This is a genomic window from Acinetobacter gandensis, from assembly GCF_001678755.1.
In the GTDB taxonomy this organism is placed as follows: domain Bacteria; phylum Pseudomonadota; class Gammaproteobacteria; order Pseudomonadales; family Moraxellaceae; genus Acinetobacter; species Acinetobacter gandensis.
The window spans coordinates 125,830-142,472 of sequence record NZ_LZDS01000025.1; the positions used below are offsets into that span (position 1 = coordinate 125,830).

Here is a 16,643-nt window from a genome sequence, read left to right on the forward strand (position 1 = left end):
AATATTTCGTAGATGGACAGCAAGTTTTGCAGACAAGTTTACACTGCACATAGTATTATTTCTTAGCATCTAAGTGAAAATTCACACGATACAAATCTCTTTTAGCAATAAGCTTTTGTAAAGGAAATATTTTGAACGCCTGGCTTGCACGTCTGACACAAGCGACATATAACACGACCTTTATGTATAACCTGCGCATGATCATTGCCTTCGCAGGTACTGCCTTTGTTCCCTATTATCTTGATCAGCAACTGATGACCATTCCGCTTACTTTGGGTGTGGTTGCAGCAGGTCTTAGTGATATCGATGATCGCTTCTCTGTGCGCATCATGAACCAAATTTATACCTATATTGGTTTCTTTATCACCGCTGTTTCAATCTATGTGCTATTTCCACATCCGGTGCTGTTTGCCATTGGTTTAATTGTCTCTTGCCTCGGTTGGATTTTGCTTGGTTCACTCGGTCGACGTTATGCCACCATTTCCTATGGTTGCTTAGTGATTGCAGTTTATTCTATGCTCGGTGTTGAGTTATTTGATAACTGGTATACCCAAGCAGGCTTACTCGTCATTGGTGCTATCTGGTACGGCTTACTTTCAACGATTAGTTTTTTACTTTTCCCTGTACGCCAAGTGCAAGATAAATTAGCGCAAAGTTATTCATCTTTAGGTGATTTCTTGTTTGCTAAATCGAACTTGTTTGATGTTGATATGACACCTGAAAGTTATCAACAAAGCATGATTGAATTGTCACTTGAAAATGGCAAGCTGATTGGCATCTTCAACGACATGAAAACCGCCCTACTCACCCGTTTAAAAGGTGACCGTGGACAAAAAGATACCCGACGTAGCCTGCAATATTATTTTGTTGCTCAAGACATTCATGAACGTGCCGATTCAGCACATATTGACTATCAAAAGCTGACCCGGATTTTTGAACATAGTGATATTTTATTCCGCTTTCAACGTGTACTTTCAATCCAAGGTAAAGCGTGTAAAGATTTAAGTATCAGTATCTTACAACGAAAACCTTATCATCATAATAAACGCTTCAAGCACGCCTTTCATAACCTGAAACTCTCGCTCGAAAAGCTGCGCCAAGAACAACAATACGATGAAGTCTGGGTAAACTCACTGTTTTCGTTATACCAAAATTTAAAAGCCATTGACGCTCAACTACGTAATGTCGAAACTGAGCGCTATATCGACAAACAAGCCATTATTGAAAGTCGTTTAAAAGATGATGATCTAAAAGGTTGGGACGACATCGTGGTGCGTTTTAAACAGCATCTCAGTCCTGAATCCGTATTGTTTCGTCATGCAGTAAGACTTTCGATTGTGCTGTTCGTAGGCTACATTTTTGTACAAACTACCGATATCACTTATGGATATTGGATTTTACTCACTGCGCTTTTTGTGAGTCAGCCTAACTTTAACGCCACCAAACGTCGTTTATATTTGCGCATTGTCGGAACGTTGGTTGGTATTACAGTTGGCTACGCGATTTTGTATTTTGTGCCTTCAGTTGAGGGGCAACTCCTACTGCTTATCCTAAGTGGCGTACTGTTTTTTGAATTACGGAGTAAGCAATATGCTCAAGCAACTGCATTTATTACTATTCTAGCGCTCATTAACTTCAACCTCGATGGAATGGGCTTTGCAGCTGCCATACCACGTATGATTGATACCCTTATAGGCTGTGCATTGGCATGGTTAGGCGTGAGTTTTATTTTCCCCGATTGGAAATTTCGCCGTTTACCGCGCACCATTAGTCGTTCTATTCAAGCCCAATGTAACTACTTGGCAGAAGTGGTTGAGCAATATAAATCTGGACGTAACAATGGTCTAAATTATCGTATCGTGCGTCGTGCTGCACATAATACTGATGCAGATGTGGCTTCACTTATTTCAACTTTAGCCACTGAACCAGACTTTGACCCTGCCCAAAAAGCCTTAGCTTTTGAGTTCTTATGCTTAAACCATACCTTTATTAGCTATATTGCTGCACTGGGCGCACACCGTGATAAGATTTCAGATCAGCAAGTCTTAAACTTATTAGATAAAGCATTAGAAGATATTCAAGGTGCTTTATTACGTGATGAAGTACCGGACTTGAGTTCACAAAACATGCTGCAAGAGATTCGTCAGCGCTTATCGCAAAATAATGATGATGATCAAAAGTCTTTAATTGTGTTACAACAACTTTCATTGATGTTTAGTGTGTTGAATCAATTCAGTCAGTTAAAGCAAAATTTGAGTCATGAGCATGATCAAGCATCGACTGAATTGGCATCCTTATAATTTGGATGATTTTGGAACAATATACTCACTGAATTGGTATAAATAATGCTAAACTTTTTACAGTTTTAAATCTGTTACTTTGACTATGACCGCAAAAAATTTATATGCCTATACGCTAGAGCCAGTAGCTTATGAAATTTCTGAAGAAGAACAGCGTTATGCGCAACTTGTTCTTTCGCGCAGCAATTTCAAAATTGGCCAAAAAGCGTGGCTCATCATGGGTGCTATTATCGCACTTGCAGTACTTGGACTGATCTTTATCAAAAACTACTCAACCGTATTTTGCTGGGTAGCGATTGTCTGTGTTGTGATTTACTTCCTAGTGCGTAAATTCGGCATTGAATGGTATGCAAAACGCAAACTCAGTGAAGTGCCTGTACAAGAAATCAAAGGCATCCGTATGGGTGTACAACCACATGGTATCTCTATGCAGCAACGTATGGGTACTAACATGGGTACGATGACTGTCGGTTGGAAAGATATTCATGAATGGTACGATACTGCCGACTTCATCCTTTTAAACTTCAAAGTTAAAGGTCAAGATGGTGCGTATATTTTACCGAAACGCATGGACAGCAAAAAGTTTCCTTTTGCAACCATTCGCAAGCACTTGAACGAATCTGTTGGCCCAGCTAAATCTGTTTAATGAATTAAACCGAAATTTGCTGATATAGAAAACCTCCATTCATGGAGGTTTTTTTATGCAATTTATTCAAAACTTTATTGAAATTTACAATAATGAGAATGAATATTAATTACAAAATCCACATTCTCTGCCAAATCATCGTTTATAATTCGTCGCAATTCAGCCACCGTATATTCATATACTCTCCATCATGCTAAAAAAGACCTTTTTCCAACTTCATTGGTTCTTTGGAATTACCGCTGGTTTAATACTCTCACTTATGGGCGTAACTGGCGCAATTTATTCTTATGAACAGCAAATATTAAAAGCCATCAATCAGGACAGTTATACGGTTGTTGCTGAACAAAAATCAAAACTCAGCCCTGCCCAGCTCTATCAACATTTCAGTCAAACGAACCCTGAAATGAAAATTAATAGTATTACACTTGCACAAGACCCTACAGCTTCAAGCACAGTAAATATTGTGAAAGAAGGGGCTCGTCGTGGCTATAACATGATGGTCAACCCCTACACCGCTGAGGTTTTACCCGAAATAAAAGGACAAGCCTTCTTTCAATTTGTTCAACAATTACACCGTAACTTAACTGTCGGCCCTATTGGTAAGCAAATTACAGGTGCATGTACGCTTATTTTGATTTTCTTTGTACTCAGTGGCTTATACTTACGCTGGCCTAAAAAGCATTCAATAAAACAATGGCTCGCAGTTAAACCCAAGCTTAAGGGTCGTAATTTCATTTGGGATTTGCATGCTGTTGTAGGAACATGGGTCATTATTTTCTACCTTGTTTTAGCATGTACAGGCTTGTATTGGTCATATGACTGGTGGCGTAATGGCATGTTCAAAGTATTAGGAGTTGAACGTCCGCAGCCTCAATTACAAGTAAATCAGGGTGCTAAAAAAGATCCTACTAATAGCCAAGGCTCTGAGAAAAAAGATGCTGGGCGTGGTGAACAACATATGCGTGGCGACGGAAATAACCAAGGTCAAACGCGACAAGACGCAGAACATCGTGGTGAGAGTCATGGCAAAAAAGAAGGTTTAAAACCTGAACAAATTAATATTGCCTTAAGCCAAAGTTGGGCAGGTTTTAATCAAAAAATTGGCCGTGAATATTCATCAGTTACCTTTAATATTCCAAAAAAAGCCAATGGCGAATTAGAAATTAACTTTGTAGATGCTGTTCCACAACATGAACGCGCACGTAACAAAGCAACCTATAACTACCAAACTTCATCACTGAATGATGTTGAGTTGTATGAAGACAAAAAGCTCAATGAAAAAATCATGAGCAGCATGCTGCCTGTACACCGTGGTAGCTTCTTCGGTCCAATTTACCAATTCTTTGCAATGGTAGCCTCATTGCTTATGCCACTGTTCTTTGTAACAGGTTGGATGCTGTATTTAAAACGTCGCAAGCAGAAAAAACTGACTCAAGCAGCAAAAGCAAGCTTAGCACCGCTTAGTGTTGATCCAAATGCTAAACCTTGGTTAATTTGCTATGCCACCCAAACTGGGCTTTCAGAGCAATTGGCTTGGCGTACAGCAACGAGCCTACAAGAAGCGCGTCAACCTGTGAGTGTTAAAGCTGTTCAGCAATTAAGTACAGAAGACTTACAACAGGCGCATCAAGTGTTGTTTGTTGCAAGTACTTATGGCACAGGTGAAGCACCTGATTTAGCCAGCAGTTTTGAACGAAAATTTATGCGTTTAACGCTAGATTTGAAACATATTCAATTTGCAGTACTCGCGCTTGGCTCTCAAGAGTATCCAGATACATACTGTAGTTTTGGTCATGCGATTGCGGCTTGGATGACGAAAAATGGTGCTCAAGCACTTTTCAAAACCATAGAAGTAAATAATGCAGACACCAATGCCATTGAAGCGTGGAATGCGGCACTAGCAAAAGCATCAAAGCTTGAACTGCAAGCAATGAATATTATCAAAACCTTCGACACTTGGACTTTAACCCAACGTAGTTTACTTAATCCAAATAGTTTAGGTGCGCCAGCATTCAATATCGAATTAAAAGCGCAACATGAAGCAAACTGGCAAGCAGGTGATATTGCAGAAATTCAACCAGGCAACAGCCCTGAACGTATTCAACACTTTATGCAGCAACAGCATATTCCAGCAAAACAATTGGTCGATTCAACTCAGCAAACAATTGAACAAGCCCTTTGGGATAAAGATTTAACTGTTGAAATTGAGCCATTTGCCAATTTAGATCATTTACTGGAACAACTCCCGACGCTACCGTCGCGTGAGTACTCAATTGCCAGCATTCCAAGTCAACAAGTTTTACGCCTTGTGGTACGTCAGCAATCTAATGCGCAAGGTGAATTAGGACTAGGTTCAGGTTGGTTGACTGCACACGCACCACTAAATACTCCTATACAGCTTCGCATTCGTACCAATGCATCATTCCACATCATTGATGACAATCGACCAGTGATTTGTATTGGTAATGGTACAGGTATTGCTGGTCTAATGAGTCTACTCCACTCACGTGTCCGCCAAGACTACACCCAAAACTGGTTAATCTTTGGTGAACGCCAACGTGCGCATGACTTCTTCTATCAAGATGTCATCGAAGCGTGGCAGACCACAGGCTTTGTGCAGCACATCGATTTAACTTTCTCTCGCGATCAGCAAGAAAAAATCTATGTGCATCATAAGCTGCGTGAGCAAGCAGAACGTTTACGTGCATGGGAAAAACAAGGTGCTGTCATCTATGTGTGCGGTAGCATTCAAGGTATGGCAACTGATGTTGATCATGCCCTGATTGATATTCTAGGTGAAGATACAGTTGAGAAAATGCGTAGCGAAGGTCGTTATCGCCGTGACGTTTACTAAGACTGCTCTTTAAGATCGTCATTTAATCTTCCTCAAAAAACCAGACGCCATGTCTGGTTTTTTATATGCGCAGTTCTATATTCAGCTTTTCAATAAAAGTGACTAAACTAGCGACAAGTAAAAAATGTACGATTTAAATGAAAAAAATCTTGTTAATTATATTTGGCACCCTACTCTGCGCGGATGCTACTTGGTTATTGGCACAGGACAAGATAAATCTTGGCATTGTACTCCCGCTAATCATTGGCATTTTTTTTCTCACCTGTAGCTGCTTTTCTGCACCAATTCAAAAGCTTTTAAATCGCTATCCCTACATTAAAGTGCTTTATCGTGTTTGTTGGAATATATTTTGGGTATGGCTATTTAGCTTATTCCTTTTCTTTACCTATCTACATTTCAATAATCATAAAAATAATTCCGTAGCTCAAGTACAAGCAATCGTAGTACTGGGCAGTGGTATTGAAAATGGACAACCCTCACCTACGCTAAAAGCTCGTCTTGATGCGGCAGCTCGGGTGGCAGTCACTCAACCACAAGCGGCCATCATCATGACTGGTGGATTAGGCTTTAATGAAAACATTACTGAAGCGGATGTCATGCAACGCTACATACACACATACCACCCTCAAGTTAGCAATAAAATTTATCAAGAAACCCATAGCACAAGTACTGAGCTAAATTTAATCAATACTAAAGTGATATTAGAACAGTTAGATATTCCGCTAAATGCTCCAATTGCAATTGCTACTAGTGATTTTCACTTACCACGTGCACAAGCAATTGCAGCAAACATAGGTTATTCAAACATTTACCCTATCAGTGCGCCTACACCACTTTACATACGCTATAACGCATGGCTACGTGAATATTTTGCATTCATTAGTGGCTGGTTGTTAAATGAATACTAAAAAACCGTGTATTTATAGAGATATACACGGTCGAAGATGAAAATTAGTTTAGACGAATGGTTCTAGGCAAGGGTATTTTAATGTTTTCAAACACTTCTGGGCGCTGTTGATAGACCTGATATAAATAATTTTTAATATCGAGTAGCATCTTTTCAGGGGCAACCAAAATATTTTGCCCTTCAGGCGTTAAATCCAAAGAAACAGTAGTATTTTCGCTACGTAAAAACGGGATCACTTTTTCAATAAAATCTTTCAAGCTGATTTCTTGAATCTGGTAATTTGCCCAATTATCTTTAATAAGCAGTCGTGCTAATCCACGGTTTTGCCAAATTGCAAATGAGCGTTGACCTGTAGGTGTTGCGCAAAGTGCCCAACCATCTTGATAAAGCGCAATAACACCACCTTGAGCAACCATATTTTCAATAAATTGCTTATAAGTATCTTGAGGATTGTAATTTGTAGTTTGAGTTTTCGACGCGGCCTTGCGCTGATATGGATTTCTCATAGATCACATACGATATTAAAATTATTATAGAGCGGATTCTATGAAAACTAGAGAGATTAGGCAAGTATTATAAGAGAGAATATGGTGGGCGCTGACGGGATCGAACCGCCGACATTCTGCTTGTAAGGCAGACGCTCTACCAACTGAGCTAAGCGCCCTGAGGAATAAAAACAACGCTGTTGTTTTTATGACGCAAGACAAACGTATACGAAGTCTTGGTATCTGAAACATCTTAAATCTCAGGAATTTAAGATATTTTAAGATAAATGGCGCAGCGGACGGGACTCGAACCCGCGACCCCCGGCGTGACAGGCCGGTATTCTAACCAACTGAACTACCGCTGCATCACGATGTTTCTTGCGAAACACAACCTATATCTTAAAAGATATGGTGGGCGCTGACGGGATCGAACCGCCGACATTCTGCTTGTAAGGCAGACGCTCTACCAACTGAGCTAAGCGCCCTTTAAGGGTTACAACTTTTATATTCTTTGAAATGGCGCAGCGGACGGGACTCGAACCCGCGACCCCCGGCGTGACAGGCCGGTATTCTAACCAACTGAACTACCGCTGCATCACAAAAAATATGGTGGGCGCTGACGGGATCGAACCGCCGACATTCTGCTTGTAAGGCAGACGCTCTACCAACTGAGCTAAGCGCCCTCAAAAGGTCTATCATGTAAATGGCGCAGCGGACGGGACTCGAACCCGCGACCCCCGGCGTGACAGGCCGGTATTCTAACCAACTGAACTACCGCTGCACTTACACAATGTCGCTATTGTGGCAAACGTATGATTGAGATTTAAAGTGGCGCAGCGGACGGGACTCGAACCCGCGACCCTCGGCGTGACAGGCCGATATTCTAACCAACTGAACTACCGCTGCACTATAAAATCTCAAACAATATGAAAGAAGCTTGGTGGGCGCTGACGGGATCGAACCGCCGACATTCTGCTTGTAAGGCAGACGCTCTACCAACTGAGCTAAGCGCCCTTTCAAACATGTTCATCGTTTGATGAGGTGCATTATAGAGAATCCTCACCGAGTGTCAAACGCTTTTCTAACTCTTTTCCACTTTTTCTGTTTGAGTGATTAAAAAATAAGTTATATTGCGGAAAAATCAGTATTTTTGTATGTTTTTTAGCTTTAAATTGCACTTTTTTCTACAATTTAATTCCTCTAATTTATACAACATTCACATAATCTTCGACAAAACAGACTAGTAATAAAAATCACAAAACCAATTTAAGCGCATTAATTGTACATTCATTTTTATTAAGCAGCATTTGTTTACTGTAATAAATGATGAACTCAAAATTTTAAGTGCATTTAAAACAATTCCATTGCCCCTAAATGGCATCTTAAAAGCATTAAATATTTAATTTTCTAGTAAGTAATCAATACAACAAAAGCCCTAAATAGGCTTTTGTCTAACTTTAAATTTTTAAGAGGTTTACTGTCTAACTGATTTCTGACCGTTTTGAGATTACTCAAATCTGTAATGCCTAAATCAATACAGCTTAAAAGACTGAACTATAAATAACTTCAACTTAGTCTTCTGATATATAAACTTTCGCATCAATTGGCACCAAATTAAATAATTCAACAACATCATCGTTTCGCATACGAATGCATCCATGCGACATTGGTATTCCCATCGGCTCTGTATCAGGTGTTCCATGTATATAGATATAGCGCTGATAGGTATCGCAGCCCTCTCCTTGATTAAATCCTGCTTCTAAGCCACTTAACCAAAGAATGCGCGACAAAATCCAGTCACGCTCAGGGTATTCGGCTGCCAGTTCGGCATCGTAGACCTCCCCAGTCCACTGGCGTGCTTTAAAAACCGCATTTTTAGGCTCATTCGCACCAAATTTTTCAGCGATTCGATGCCAACCTCGTGGTGTCTTGCCACTATTTTCCTGCTCACCAATACCATTTTTACCTGTCGATACGACATAAAATTTATTGAGTTTTGGCAGACTCAAGGTTTGATCTTTCAGATTGATCAACACATCTGCTTGATCGATTGAATAATCAGACATGTTCTTTCTCTTTTTGTACTGAAGTCGTTGTTTTAGATTGATCGATTTGAATGAATTCTTTGAGTGGTTCTGGTCGTTTCCATAACCAAATACTGACTGCCAACATGGTTAAATTTGTAAAAACTTTGACCAATAAGGGTGCATTGGTAAAAAGCATGAGTATCGCACTGACCAACATCATCACGGATGCAAACCATTTGGCTTTTCTAGGCACGGTGCCATTTTCACGCCAAGCACGCAGTGTAGGACCATATTTAGGATGATTTAACAACCATGCATCCATTTGTGGCCAGCCTTTTGAAGCTGCCCATGCAGCTAGAATTAAGAATACCGTTGTTGGCATACCTGGCAATAAAGCACCTATAAAACCCAATATGACAAAGATGACCACCAAACTTCGCCAAAACAACGTTTTCATACAACAACCCTAAGTTTGCAATTTATGTAGTATAAAGTGTTTTCAAGGTTTATCCGTTGTTATTGTGCATTATTCTCAAGGTTTATCTATGTCTCATCTGATTGATACAACGCCATTGTTTGAGCCTTGGTTAAATTATAAAAATCCACTGGTACGTCAACTCGCCTTTTGTATTGCCAGTCCTGGCATTTTGCAGCACCTACCAAACGAATTATCACTCGTACATTCATTCCAGCTGCCTGCAAGCGGACTATGGCAACAGCATTGGCAACATTACCATCCACGCTTGCTGCAATTGGATAAAAATGTAGATGAACTCGTGGATTTTTTACAGAAATTAAAAAGCACCCGTTTGGGCTTACGTTTTGAAATGTTTATTTGGTTCTGGTTATTAGATCATCATTATCATCAATATGAGCTGTTGGGACACAGTATTCAAAAAATAGATGGCCCTAGAACTGTCGGTGAACTGGACTTTGTCATTCGTAATACTGAAACTGGTGAAATTGAGCATTGGGAGGTCGCACTAAAGTATTATCTCGCCGAACGTGATTACTCACTTCCCTTTTGGTATGGGCTAAATCGTAGTGATACCCTCAGCCGAAAACTCAATCATTTTAGTCATAAGCAATTTCAGTTTACAGAGGCTTTAAATGAGCAAATCCAGCAGCGCTATTGCATCTTGAAAGGTCAGCTTTATTTACCACAAAACAATCCGCAAGAACTGCCTGACTGGGTGAATCCACATCGCAGGATTGGTGAATGGGGATACCAAATACCGTCACGAGATCAAAATTTCTATCGCCTGCAACGACATGAATGGATTTGTCCACAACCTCGACCGAGTAGTTTAACTGCACAGTGGTGGACAGACGGCTTATATAAACAGGCAGATCAAGAACACTATTATATGTATCGGCAACCACGTTTAATACTTCCCCAAGTTTAAAGTTATAAGCTGAGCTAATTCATTTTTACATTTGTTTACCGAACCACTGTAAAAACCACCTACTGTTTAAATCGGTGTTTTTTTACTCTAATTCACACAACAGAATAATTTATCTTAAAAAAATTATTCATTCATATGGAGAATAAGGTCAATGAATAAAATTTTAGCTGCTTCACTCTTGGTTGCTTTTGTACTGACTGGTTGTAATACAGTAAAAGGCGTTGGAAAGGACGTATCTAAAGCGGGTGATGCTGTAACCAATACAGCTGAAAAAACTTCAGATGAAATTCGCCGTAATTAATTTTACTGCCGAGTAAAAAGAGCCCTATTTTAATAGGGTTTTTTTATATCTAAATTTCCCTTTCATCACATGATTCGCCTATTATATTGCGACATTTTTGATTTCTGTAATTAGCATGACCTCAACAGCAACTCTAGATCTCAGCCTTGAACTATTACGCCAACCTTCGGTTACGCCTATAGACCACACTTGTCAGAACATCATGGCAGATCGCTTAGCCAAGATTGGCTTTAATATCGAAAACATGCGTTTTGATGATGTCGATAATTTATGGGCACGTAAAGGCACTGAATCACCTGTATTCTGCTTTGCAGGTCATACAGACGTTGTTCCGACGGGAAGTTTAGATGCTTGGGGTTCAGACCCGTTTCAACCCGAAATTCGTGATGGCAAACTTTATGGTCGTGGCAGTGCGGATATGAAAACTGCTTTGGCTGCAATGGTGGTTGCTTCTGAACGTTTTGTCGCTAAACACCCGAATCATAAAGGTTCAATTGCTTTTCTCATCACTTCAGATGAAGAAGGACCTTCAATTAATGGCACAGTTAAAGTTGTTGAGACTTTAGAAGCACGTCATGAAAAAATGACGTGGTGTTTGGTTGGTGAACCATCAAGTACCAATACATTAGGTGATATTGTTAAAAACGGCCGTCGTGGTTCATTAAATGCCAATGTGACCATTAAAGGTAAACAAGGTCACGTTGCTTACCCTCATCTTGCGGTTAACCCTATTCACACTGCTTCAAAAGCGATTGCTGAACTTTGTGAAACTGTATGGGATAACGGAAACGAATACTTTCCAGCAACCACCTTCCAAATTTCAAACATAAATGCAGGTACTGGGGCAACCAACGTCGTACCGGGTACGATGAATGTTTTATTTAATTTCCGTTATTCAACTGAAGTAACTGCGGAAGAACTGAAAGCACGTACATTAGAAATACTCGATCGCCATGGTGTTGAATATGATATCTCATGGACATTATCTGGTTTACCATTCCTAACGCCAGTTGGTGAATTGGTTAATGCTGCACGTGATGCGATTCGTGAAGTTACTGGCACTGAAACTGAACTTTCCACCAGTGGTGGAACGTCGGATGGCCGCTTCATTGCACCTACAGGGGCACAAGTGCTTGAGCTTGGTGTATTGAATGCGACAATTCATCAAATCAATGAACATGTAAATGTGGAAGAACTTGAACCACTTTCTGAAATTTACGAACAAATTTTAGTGAAGCTTTTGGCTTAATCTACAGCACAGACAAAAAAAGGAACTCATCAGAGTTCCTTTTTTACATCGATTTTTTATGCAATACCGATACTGGCTTGAATATGAGCCAAATCAGGAATATGAAAAACCTGATCTGCCATACGAACATATTGGAAAATATCAGGATCTGTCCCCGCTTTTTCCTCATCAACCACTTCAGAAATACGCAAACGAATTGTTCGTGGCATTTGATTACACATCAAAGCAAAACGCTGTCCAACATCGTCTCCTTCAATAACCAATGCCACCCCAGTACTTTTTTCAGGGTCATTGACGGTGTAAACAGGCAGTTTCAACTCATGCCATTCAACAAACGGAACTTGAGTCTGACTATCGAGTGCTGACAACACAATGTTCTGCGGCAACAACATGGGTTCTTTGCCATGGCAATCAATGATGTAAGCATCGATAAAACCCGTTGAAACCGTAATCAGATGTTGCAGCTCTTGCTGATCAATCTTTTCACTTACAACTTTAGATACAGAGTTTTGGCTCATGGATTACCCCTGCTTTTCTGCGATTAGTGCTTCAATGTTGGCAAGTAATTCAGCCTCTTGGAATGGTTTACCCATATAGTGAGTCACACCTAAGCTAAATGCGCGTTCACGATGTTTTTCACCGGTACGCGAAGTAATCATAATGATTGGCAAATCGCGATGTATATCATGGTGACGTACCAAGTTGGTTACTTCGAAACCATCCATACGAGGCATTTCAATATCTAGCAACATCAAATCAGGACGGACATTTTCAAGCTGCTCAATTGCATCCACACCATCTTTGGCCGTTACAATGTCATAACCTTGGCGTTCAAGTAGACGAGACGTTACCTTACGTACCGTTACCGAGTCATCGACAATCATAACGAGGCGACGTGCATTACCTTGACGGCTAAGATCACGTTGATCGATTGATTGCTTAATGCGTTGTGTCGTTTGAATCTGACGTGCAATATTTTGACCATCAAGAATCAAACATACCTGGCCATCACCCAAAATCGTTGCACCAGCAATGGCACCGACACTGGTAAACTGCTGACCAATTGGTTTAACCACAATTTGCGAGCGTGAACCCACAAGCTGATCTACCAAGAGCGCAATGGTTTGCCCGCTGTTACCTTTGATTAACAGGACTGGCAGTGAATGTGCCACATTGCTTAAACGTGGTACTGGCTGGTTACCTACAAACTCAGATAAATAACGCAGTTTGTAATTAGTATTGTCAATTTTGAAGAAGTCTTCTTTACCATTGAAATAGCCTTCTAGCGCTGACGGTGCAATACGAACAATACGTTCAATTTGTGCAAGTGAAATCGCATATTGCTGATCACCGGCTTTCACCATCAAGGCATCGCTGACCGCTACAGTTGTTGGTACACGAATGGTAAATGTCGTGCCTTTGCCCATTTCTGAGTCTACAGATACATGGCCACCCAACGCTTTAATTTCACTTTGTACAACGTCTAGACCAACACCACGACCTGAAATTTGGGTCACTGCTTGCGCAGTTGAGAAACCTGGATGGAAGATTAATTGCAGAATTTCTTGTTTATCTAAGAATTGGTCTGCTTTGATTAAACCTTGTTTTAAAGCTTTTTCTTTAATCTTCGCTTCATCAATCCCTTTACCATCATCACTGAACGATACCAATACGTCTGTACCTTGACGGCTAATATTCAAGACAATATTACCCACTTCTGGCTTATTCAATGCCAATCGCTCAGCTGTATCTTCTAAACCGTGGTCAATCGCGTTACGTAGCATATGCTCAAACGGAGTCACCAAACGCTCTAGAATGGTACGATCCAATTCACCTTCTGTATTTTGTACCACCAATTCAGCTGGACGGTTCAAGGTCGAAGATGTTTGTCGCACAATACGCTGTAAACGCGGTAGCAAACGATCAAAAGGCACCAGTCGCGTACGCATTAAGCTTTCTTGAATTTCTGATTGAATACGTGATTGTTGTAATAACAAACCTTCAGCATCACGGATTTTTTCAGACAATGTACTCTTAAAATCGACTAAGTCCGACGCAGATTCTGCAAGTGATTTTGATAATTGGTTAATGGATGAATATTGATCCATTTCCAATGGGTCGAAATCGGCATAACGCGAATTTTCAGAACCATGCTTGGCAATAATTTGCGATTCAAGCTCACCATCCATTCGACGCAACTGGTCAGCAAGACGCTTAATCGCCAATTCCATTTCATTGAGGGTATTCCCCAATTGCCCCAAATCCATCTCAATACGCGAGCGGTTAATCGAGTTCTCACCAGACAAGTCAATCATCTTCTCAACCAAGTCAGCTGAGATACGAATCATTTCATTGCTGTTATCAGTATTACTTGCTTCGGCCCATTCACCTAGCATTGAAGGTGGTTCGACACCATCACCTTGAATAAATTCAAAGCCTTTAGTCACAATACCTTGATCAATTTCAGCAACAAGATTCGGCAACTGAGCCGTAACGTCGACGTATTGAATGGATTCAAGACTTAATTTAATGCTGTCAAAGTTACTATAATCTTTATTGAAAATAGCTTGCTTTAACCAGCTTAAGGTGGTTTTTAATAAACCATCGTAGGCATTCGAGTTGAAATGATGTACCGCAAATTGTTCAAATGTGGTTTCAACTTGGTAGGCAATCGACGCAACAGGTTCATTTTCAACCATACGTGCGCCACCTTTAATACTGTGGGCTGCACGTTGCAATTGAAGTAATAAGTTACGGTCACTACGTTGCTCAATCCAATGATTCAGCAATTGGGTCGCTTGTTCTAAAATTTCTTCCGATTCTTCAAGGAAGGTTTCTTCCATGACTGCACGAAGGTCATCGTCAACATCTTGTCCATGCTCCGCAACAGCATGTTCTAAGATCTCAACAGCTGAATCTTGAGCAATCTCAATCTCTGATGCAGACAGTTGAGGCTCATCAACAACTTGTTCTGTGTCTACAGTATTGTTATCAGCAAATTGCTCTACAACAGAAATATCATCAACCACCGCGGCAGGTTGATCAAGCTGTTCAGCTGGCGCTTTCACGTCAACATGTGATACCTCACCCGTAGAAATCGATTGGATATTCTGTAAAATATCAATGACCTGATCTGCTGGATAATCAATGGCTTCTTCACGAATCGTTTGAATACGGTCAGCAATATCATCCTGAACCAAACGAATAATCTGAATTAAGCTCGGGCTCACACTGATTTGCTGGCGAATAATCCGTTCATAAATCGACTCTAGCTCATGCGCAATTAACCCCACATGTGATGCTGAAATCATGTTTGCACCACCTTTCAGTGTATGCAAATAACGCATGAGGTTATTCAGCGCCGCTGTATTGCTTTGATCACGTGTCCATGTACTGAGGTCTTGGTCAATACCAACCAATAATTCTTCCGCTTCTTCAATAAAGATATTTAATAAATCTTCATCAAAATCACGGTTAGCAGCATCTGATTGCTTTTGTTGATGATCTTGCTGAACGCGCTGACTTAATAATGCAAAATCAACGCCTTTGATAGCCGTTGAAGTTGAGGTTTGAACATCGTCAACACCATGTATTTCAGCCTGAGTCACTGGTTCTACAGCTTCAGCTACATCAACAACATCGGCAGACTTAAGCTTAGCAAACTGTTCAATATCTTGCTGAACATATGCAGTTAATTCAGCTAAGAATTTCTGTATATCTTCACTTAAAACTACACGTTGACCTGCTGCCAATGTGTCAAATAACTGAATGAACTCTTGATGTGCTTGAGCAAATAACTCATACGCATAATCAGCATGCAGTAATTCAGGCTTTTGAATCAGTGCTTGATATGCAGCATTTAATTCTGTCGTAAAGTCATGAATACCGACTGACGCACGTGTATTGGTATGATCAGCCAATTGCTGTGCTTGCTGACTCAACGTTTCAATATAACTTGGGAATTCTGTGAGTGCGCGTTTATCAAACTCAAATTCAGCATCTAATAATTGATCAATATTTAATTCAATCAACTTAGAAACCAAGCCTTGAGGATTGTCTTCTGACTCTAGATGTTCTTGACTTGCAAAACCATAGTCTTCCCAAGCTTTGTTGAATGTCGCATAGATCGATTGTAAGTTATCAGTATTTCCAGCACGTAATACATGTAGATAATCACGAACAAATTCAGCATATTGAATTAACAATGCAGCTTCTTTCGATGATGAAACAATCTCTTCTTGTAGTAATGTTTTAAATAAGTTCTCTACTTTTGAGCTTGCTTCAAAAATCTCATCAATTTGTGCCATCGATGAACTGCCACGCAATGTATGTAACGCGCGGATTAAGTCATTATAGTCCTGTGATTTTGAATCTTCGGTTTGTAAGAACTGATCAATTGTTGATAAATGCTCTTCTGCTTCTTCAATAAAGATCGTCAGGGTTTCAGCAACCAGAGCATCATCAAAGT

The 16,643-nt window shown here is 40.3% G+C and carries 11 protein-coding genes, 8 tRNA genes and 1 pseudogene; 7 read left to right on the forward strand and 13 right to left on the reverse strand.

Translation table 11 applies throughout. From position 1 onward, the window contains the following. Nucleotides 1-131 precede the first annotated feature (131 nt). The 4 genes from yccS to A9J31_RS09210 all read left to right on the forward strand — a co-directional run bounded on the left by yccS (nt 132) and on the right by A9J31_RS09210 (nt 6,708). On the forward strand, nt 132-2,300 hold the full coding sequence (gene yccS, locus A9J31_RS09195) for a YccS family putative transporter (RefSeq protein ID WP_067764521.1): 2,169 nt from the start codon (nt 132-134) through the stop codon (nt 2,298-2,300). Between the two features lie 85 nt (nt 2,301-2,385). Next, nucleotides 2,386-2,946: a YcxB family protein gene (locus A9J31_RS09200; RefSeq protein WP_067764524.1), complete on the forward strand. Its 561-nt coding sequence runs from the start codon at nt 2,386-2,388 to the stop codon at nt 2,944-2,946. A 190-nt stretch (nt 2,947-3,136) separates the two neighbouring features. Continuing rightward, the gene (locus A9J31_RS09205; protein ID WP_067764526.1) at nt 3,137-5,800 is read left to right on the forward strand and encodes a PepSY domain-containing protein; all 2,664 of its coding nucleotides are present in this window, start codon (nt 3,137-3,139) and stop codon (nt 5,798-5,800) included. A gap of 137 nt (nt 5,801-5,937) precedes the next feature. Beyond that, a complete protein-coding gene (locus A9J31_RS09210; RefSeq protein ID WP_067764529.1) occupies nt 5,938-6,708 on the forward strand; it encodes a YdcF family protein in 771 nt (256 codons plus the stop codon). 43 nt (nt 6,709-6,751) lie between these two features. Here A9J31_RS09210 and A9J31_RS09215 read toward each other — a convergent pair whose 3' ends face one another. The 11 genes from A9J31_RS09215 to A9J31_RS09265 all read right to left on the reverse strand — a co-directional run bounded on the left by A9J31_RS09215 (nt 6,752) and on the right by A9J31_RS09265 (nt 9,676). Beyond that, nucleotides 6,752-7,213: a DUF2750 domain-containing protein gene (locus A9J31_RS09215; RefSeq protein ID WP_067764532.1), complete on the reverse strand. Its 462-nt coding sequence runs from the start codon at nt 7,211-7,213 to the stop codon at nt 6,752-6,754. Between the two features lie 82 nt (nt 7,214-7,295). Beyond that, a tRNA-Val gene (locus A9J31_RS09220) sits at nt 7,296-7,371 on the reverse strand. A gap of 109 nt (nt 7,372-7,480) precedes the next feature. Beyond that, nucleotides 7,481-7,557, reverse strand: a tRNA-Asp gene (locus A9J31_RS09225). Nucleotides 7,558-7,601: 44 nt separating this feature from the next. Beyond that, nucleotides 7,602-7,677 (reverse strand) — tRNA-Val (locus A9J31_RS09230). 32 nt (nt 7,678-7,709) lie between these two features. After that, a tRNA-Asp gene (locus tag A9J31_RS09235) sits at nt 7,710-7,786 on the reverse strand. 13 nt (nt 7,787-7,799) lie between these two features. Beyond that, nucleotides 7,800-7,875 (reverse strand) — tRNA-Val (locus A9J31_RS09240). 21 nt (nt 7,876-7,896) lie between these two features. Further along, a tRNA-Asp gene (locus A9J31_RS09245) sits at nt 7,897-7,973 on the reverse strand. 48 nt (nt 7,974-8,021) lie between these two features. Further along, nucleotides 8,022-8,098, reverse strand: a tRNA-Asp gene (locus tag A9J31_RS09250). A gap of 32 nt (nt 8,099-8,130) precedes the next feature. Then, nucleotides 8,131-8,206 (reverse strand) — tRNA-Val (locus tag A9J31_RS09255). A 557-nt stretch (nt 8,207-8,763) separates the two neighbouring features. Further along, nucleotides 8,764-9,258 carry a cell wall-recycling L,D-carboxypeptidase ElsL gene (gene elsL, locus A9J31_RS09260; RefSeq protein WP_067764535.1) on the reverse strand — a complete coding sequence of 165 codons (495 nt, stop codon included), beginning with the start codon at nt 9,256-9,258 and terminating at the stop codon, nt 8,764-8,766. Beyond that, a complete protein-coding gene (locus A9J31_RS09265) occupies nt 9,251-9,676 on the reverse strand; it encodes a YbaN family protein (protein WP_067764538.1) in 426 nt (141 codons plus the stop codon). Before A9J31_RS09265 ends, elsL begins: the two co-directional genes overlap by 8 nt. Nucleotides 9,677-9,764: 88 nt before the next feature. On the opposite strand from A9J31_RS09265, the gene A9J31_RS09270 reads away from it, so the two are divergent. The 3 genes from A9J31_RS09270 to dapE all read left to right on the forward strand — a co-directional run bounded on the left by A9J31_RS09270 (nt 9,765) and on the right by dapE (nt 12,175). Next, complete coding sequence (locus tag A9J31_RS09270) at nt 9,765-10,625, forward strand: DUF1853 family protein (protein WP_067764541.1); 861 nt, start codon at nt 9,765-9,767, stop codon at nt 10,623-10,625. A gap of 151 nt (nt 10,626-10,776) precedes the next feature. Then, nucleotides 10,777-10,926, forward strand: coding sequence for an entericidin A/B family lipoprotein (locus tag A9J31_RS09275; protein WP_067764544.1), 150 nt, complete (start codon nt 10,777-10,779; stop codon nt 10,924-10,926). Nucleotides 10,927-11,041: 115 nt separating this feature from the next. Continuing rightward, on the forward strand, nt 11,042-12,175 hold the full coding sequence (gene dapE, locus A9J31_RS09280) for a succinyl-diaminopimelate desuccinylase (protein ID WP_067764547.1): 1,134 nt from the start codon (nt 11,042-11,044) through the stop codon (nt 12,173-12,175). 56 nt (nt 12,176-12,231) lie between these two features. Here the strand turns inward: dapE and A9J31_RS09285 are convergent, their stop codons facing one another. Together A9J31_RS09285 and A9J31_RS09290 are read right to left on the reverse strand one after the other, a co-directional pair. Continuing rightward, complete coding sequence (locus A9J31_RS09285; protein WP_067764550.1) at nt 12,232-12,693, reverse strand: hypothetical protein; 462 nt, start codon at nt 12,691-12,693, stop codon at nt 12,232-12,234. Between the two features lie 3 nt (nt 12,694-12,696). Further along, nucleotides 12,697-16,620: pseudogene (locus tag A9J31_RS09290) on the reverse strand (hybrid sensor histidine kinase/response regulator); the annotation flags it as partial. Nucleotides 16,621-16,643 lie beyond the last annotated feature (23 nt).

Bases quoted from the DNA above. Each gene is read 5' to 3' on its own strand.
- A9J31_RS09200 (WP_067764524.1), top strand. From the start codon at position 2,386: ATGACCGCAAAAAATTTATATGCCTATACGCTAGAGCCAGTAGCTTAT.
- A9J31_RS09205 (WP_067764526.1), top strand. From the start codon at position 3,137: ATGCTAAAAAAGACCTTTTTCCAACTTCATTGGTTCTTTGGAATTACC.
- A9J31_RS09210 (WP_067764529.1), top strand. From the start codon at position 5,938: ATGAAAAAAATCTTGTTAATTATATTTGGCACCCTACTCTGCGCGGAT.
- A9J31_RS09215 (WP_067764532.1), bottom strand. From the start codon at position 7,213: ATGAGAAATCCATATCAGCGCAAGGCCGCGTCGAAAACTCAAACTACA.
- elsL (WP_067764535.1), bottom strand. From the start codon at position 9,258: ATGTCTGATTATTCAATCGATCAAGCAGATGTGTTGATCAATCTGAAA.
- A9J31_RS09265 (WP_067764538.1), bottom strand. From the start codon at position 9,676: ATGAAAACGTTGTTTTGGCGAAGTTTGGTGGTCATCTTTGTCATATTG.
- A9J31_RS09270 (WP_067764541.1), top strand. From the start codon at position 9,765: ATGTCTCATCTGATTGATACAACGCCATTGTTTGAGCCTTGGTTAAAT.
- A9J31_RS09275 (WP_067764544.1), top strand. From the start codon at position 10,777: ATGAATAAAATTTTAGCTGCTTCACTCTTGGTTGCTTTTGTACTGACT.
- dapE (WP_067764547.1), top strand. From the start codon at position 11,042: ATGACCTCAACAGCAACTCTAGATCTCAGCCTTGAACTATTACGCCAA.
- A9J31_RS09285 (WP_067764550.1), bottom strand. From the start codon at position 12,693: ATGAGCCAAAACTCTGTATCTAAAGTTGTAAGTGAAAAGATTGATCAG.